3 protein-coding genes and 1 pseudogene are annotated in these 3,877 nt (G+C 56.0%); 1 reads left to right on the top strand and 3 read right to left on the bottom strand.

Annotated elements, in window-relative coordinates:
- Window positions 1-134: 134 nt before the first annotated feature.
- From H5U08_RS12420 to H5U08_RS12410, 3 genes and pseudogenes are all read right to left on the bottom strand, one after another.
- Window positions 135-605 (bottom strand): carboxypeptidase-like regulatory domain-containing protein, encoded by a 471-nt coding sequence (locus tag H5U08_RS12420; RefSeq protein WP_297033500.1) that lies wholly within the window; start codon window positions 603-605, stop codon window positions 135-137.
- Window positions 606-836: 231 nt separating this feature from the next.
- Window positions 837-1,862, bottom strand: a complete 1,026-nt coding sequence (locus H5U08_RS12415; protein WP_297033502.1) for a DUF1559 domain-containing protein — start codon at window positions 1,860-1,862, stop codon at window positions 837-839.
- Window positions 1,854-1,910, bottom strand: a pseudogene (locus H5U08_RS12410) (prepilin-type N-terminal cleavage/methylation domain-containing protein); the annotation flags it as partial. The pseudogene H5U08_RS12410 and the gene H5U08_RS12415, both read right to left, overlap by 9 nt.
- A gap of 995 nt (window positions 1,911-2,905) precedes the next feature.
- On the opposite strand from H5U08_RS12410, the gene H5U08_RS12405 reads away from it, so the two are divergent.
- Window positions 2,906-3,877: hypothetical protein (locus H5U08_RS12405; RefSeq protein WP_297033497.1), on the top strand; the 972-nt coding region annotated here is incomplete at its 3' end.

Here is a 3,877-nt window from a genome sequence, read left to right as displayed (position 1 = left end):
GAGCACATCCAATCGGTGAAGGACGTCCCCTGGCGGGATGAACGCGGCTTGGGCCCCGGGGAAATTCCCCCGCAACCACAGCGAGCCGTTAGGTAAAAGGGCTACTCCAGGTCTTTTGCCTCTGTGACGCTTGATCAATCTGTCAACTCAAGCACGCCGAGATCATGCCGGCCCGATTGCGGGATTGTACATTCTAAAGGTGTCGTGTTAGGGTTAGAGTATTTTGCCGGAATTGCCGCTGGGGCGGGCTTGGCCAAGGCTTGCTCTTTTGTGATGTCCGGCATTTCCGCAGCATCGGCGGCGGCCTCAACGGCAGTCGCTTTGGTAATCACGATTTTATATTTTCCCGGCATGGCTCCGTCTCTCGGGTTCATGGTTGTCAGCTCAAACCGGCCTTGGGCATCAGTTTTTCCCACGGCTGCCCGCTGCCCTTCCAGTGGAGAAAGCATGACAGAAGCATCCGCGACAGGCTGCCCCTTATACATAAGCTGGCCGGTCGTTTTAACCAGCGGGAGTGGAGACTTCTTACCGCACCCTGGTAGGGCTAAAAATGCGACTAGCAGAGCTAGCGACGTGCCACCCGTTTTAACCCATCGGATCAACATGCTCTATGCTCCCTCTTCGGACCAAAATCCCGGGTTTCGTTCCGTGGTCGCGCGGGTCTGACGGCCAGCAAGGGTTAACTGGCATCAATGGGGCGGATCAACATAACCCAGTGTGAACTCCCCCACGCAGTTTCAGTCATGCAAAAAATATGCGGAACGCTGGAATGATGGATCGCGGACTTGCCGTACTCAGTGCTTCGGGCTCGGTCACAGCGGATCCCTACGTGCCGATCAGAAACTGGGAATTGTCTCCCCAGACGCCATCGACCCCAGGGCGCCCCATACGCCATAAGGGCTTTTCAATTGCGTGAATCCGTTGATGCCATCGGGTTCCGGGGCCGAAAGATTTCCCGTGTCAATGGTATCGCTCACGAATCGCACAGAGGCATCGCACATCAACACGTTGACCCCGCCCGGATGATTGCTGTTTGGTGGGTAGACGCCCCAGTAGCAATACTGCGCCTCGCCACAAGCGCAGGAGGGAGCATTGGGGGGTAACACCGTGGTGATGCCCTGCACATGGGCATGACCTTCAGCCCAATAACGGCCTCGTGTCGCCCATACCGTTCCGGTAAGGAGGTTTCGATCGTTGGGGTCAACTCGCGTGTAACACGTGATTGGGCTTTGGCTCAGACCACTTTGCGCGGCGGCCACGCCACCTTTGACAAACCGTTGACGGTTGGCTACAGCCCCCACCAGCGCCTCGGAAGCTGCGATCGTATTGGAAGAACCATCGGTGATATCCTGAAATCCCTTCCAGGTTAGGCGTCCGAAAGGCGACCGCGGGTTGGTAGCCAAATAGTTGTTATGGATCTTGTCACCGAAACTCAAATGGTAATTGGTAAAACCCTGCCGGGTTGGGGCAGGTAACTGGTGCGCAGGCCCATCAGAGGGGCATAACAATAGGGATATCTGTCCTTGAATTGGCGGCCAACCACGTCCGGAGTCTTCATAAGCATAGGGGCCAAAGGCCGGATAATATTGCCCGTTCACCGTCATCGGAGATGATACTTGTTGCCAGCGCGCGGTCTCTTCATAGTACGGGAGCAGGGAGACCCAACCTACCATATAACCGTAATTGCAGTCGTAGTGGTTCGGCCATGCGCACCCCGTCGTTCCGGCATTGAACGCACAGAAAACCTTGTGCACATCGTGGTAATTGTGCAAGGCCAGACCGAGCTGTTTGAGATGATTCGAGCAGTCGCTTCGTCGCGCAGCCTCCCGCGCAGCCTGGACTGCCGGAAGTAGAAGGGCGATCAGGATACCGATGATCGCGATCACCACGAGCAACTCGACGAGAGTAAAGGCCTTACGCTGCGTAGCACACCTCCTCCACTACTGTGACTAGCGATTGAACGGAGCAACTCCGCAAAAAGAGTTTTGGAGTCTTATTGACTCCGCAAAACGCTCACTAATTTTAACCCGCTCGGTGCGGATTGTCAAGCAATTTGCAAAACGTTTATTAATTACTACGCAACTCTGCTTTATTAGGAAGGCGTCCCAGCATAAATTAACATGTTTTTTGGTGCGATGGCCATTCATGTTCCGGAAGTTTCTGAATTCGATTTCTCGGGTTAATTTGTGTTCTGCACGTAACTTCCGACTAGGTTTTTTTGCGTCAACATACCGATCCTGTTTTCCTGCTAACGTTTTGGGCACCCCTCGCCAGGAAACTGGGCATACATGCCTCGTCTCTGCTTTTCGCTGGCCTGCGGTGCTAGCTTGGTCTTATCAAGTCCGACATGCTGGTTGGTCGAAAGTACGATTTGCCTGACGAATCCCAGTTTTCGTTTGGATTGGGCCACGCTTGTCGCGCCCGATGAGAGGGAATAGACTATCCAACGTCGAAAAGCGGACCCGACAAGCGGGTCCCTCCGAACGGTCCCTCCGAGAAATACGGACGTGACAAGCACGTCCCTCCGACGCTGTAGGGGCGATTCATGAATTGCCCCTACACGGGAACCGTTTTCGTGGTCGCGACAAAATACCGCCGACAGCAAGATTGTGAAGGCTAAAGCCTTCACCGAAAAGCGGCGATAAATCGCCGCACTCCATGGAGCGCGGGCTTTAACCCCGCTTTCGGTGCAGGAATCCAATGCCCGTTGAACACCAATGGATGATCCAACGTGAAACGACGGACCTGACAAGCAGGTCCCTCCGGAGGAGGTCGCTCAGGGCTAAATTCCACCCTTGTCAAGACCTTGCCGAACTTTTCCCGAGGCGAAGACAAACTGAGGGATGGGTCAGTCCATTCGCGTCTTGTTAAGAAGGGCCGTCGGAGCGAAAAAGATGAAGAGTCCGTGGCCGTGCACGACCTTCAGGCTCAAAAACTCGAGATATTTCCACCTGCTTCCGACAGCCACATTCGGCATCCGAATATCATGAGCTTTCTCAATCTTCTATATCCTCCCTTGTGTGCGGCGTGTGGTCAGCCAGTATTCTGGGATGGGGACTCCCCAGGCTGGGATCGGGTTTTCGAAGGACACGTCCGCGCCTATCCGGATCGCTTTTACGAAGCCCTTTGGGAGGGCGGACGGCCACCGCGACGGGGTGCGAGCAACTTGCTCTGTCCGGCCTGTCTGGCCCAGTTGTCTTTCCCGGCCTGGAAGGCCTGTCCGCGATGCGGAGGGAAAGCCGACACGGAGAACCTTCTTCCCCACGGCTGTTCATGGTGCCATCGAGAGAAGTTTGCTTTTACGAGGACTGTGTCGCTAGGGCCATACTGGGGGCCGCTCCGCGATGTCATCACGGCGATGAAACTACCTAAGGGCGAACGGCTTGCCCGAGCAATGGCCCGCGTGTTCTGGTGCCAGAGGGGATCGCAACTTCGCGACTTGGCGCCCAATTGCGTCATTCCCATTCCCATGCACAGGCACCGCAGACGTCAGCGGCAGATGAACAGCCCGGAGGTACTTGCCGACGTTCTGGCAGGTTTTCTGGGAATTCCCTCAGAGAAACATCTCCTTCGTCGCACCCGGCCGACTCTCCCCCAGTCCTCTCTCAAACCAGACCAGCGGTGGAAAAACGTTCGCGGAGCGTTCTCGGTGAGATTCACCTTCCGGGACTGGATTGTTGCGAATTGGGCGCGAACCCGACTTTCTGGTACCCCGGATATCGATTTGGGAGAGAAGCCGCCGCGACGCGAGCCGGGCAAAAAGGGGACAACTAGAGAACAAACTCGTTCGCGGGCCATTCATCCCCGGCTGGCAGGCCGCCGTGTGCTGCTGGTCGATGATGTTCTCACCACCGGCGCGACCTGTCACGAAGCGGCG

The organism is Thermogutta sp., from assembly GCF_014359955.1.
Classification (GTDB): Bacteria; Planctomycetota; Planctomycetia; order Pirellulales; family Thermoguttaceae; genus Thermogutta.
The sequence above is the reverse complement of the archived record's forward strand: the minus strand, read 5'-3'. Positions and strand labels throughout refer to the sequence as shown.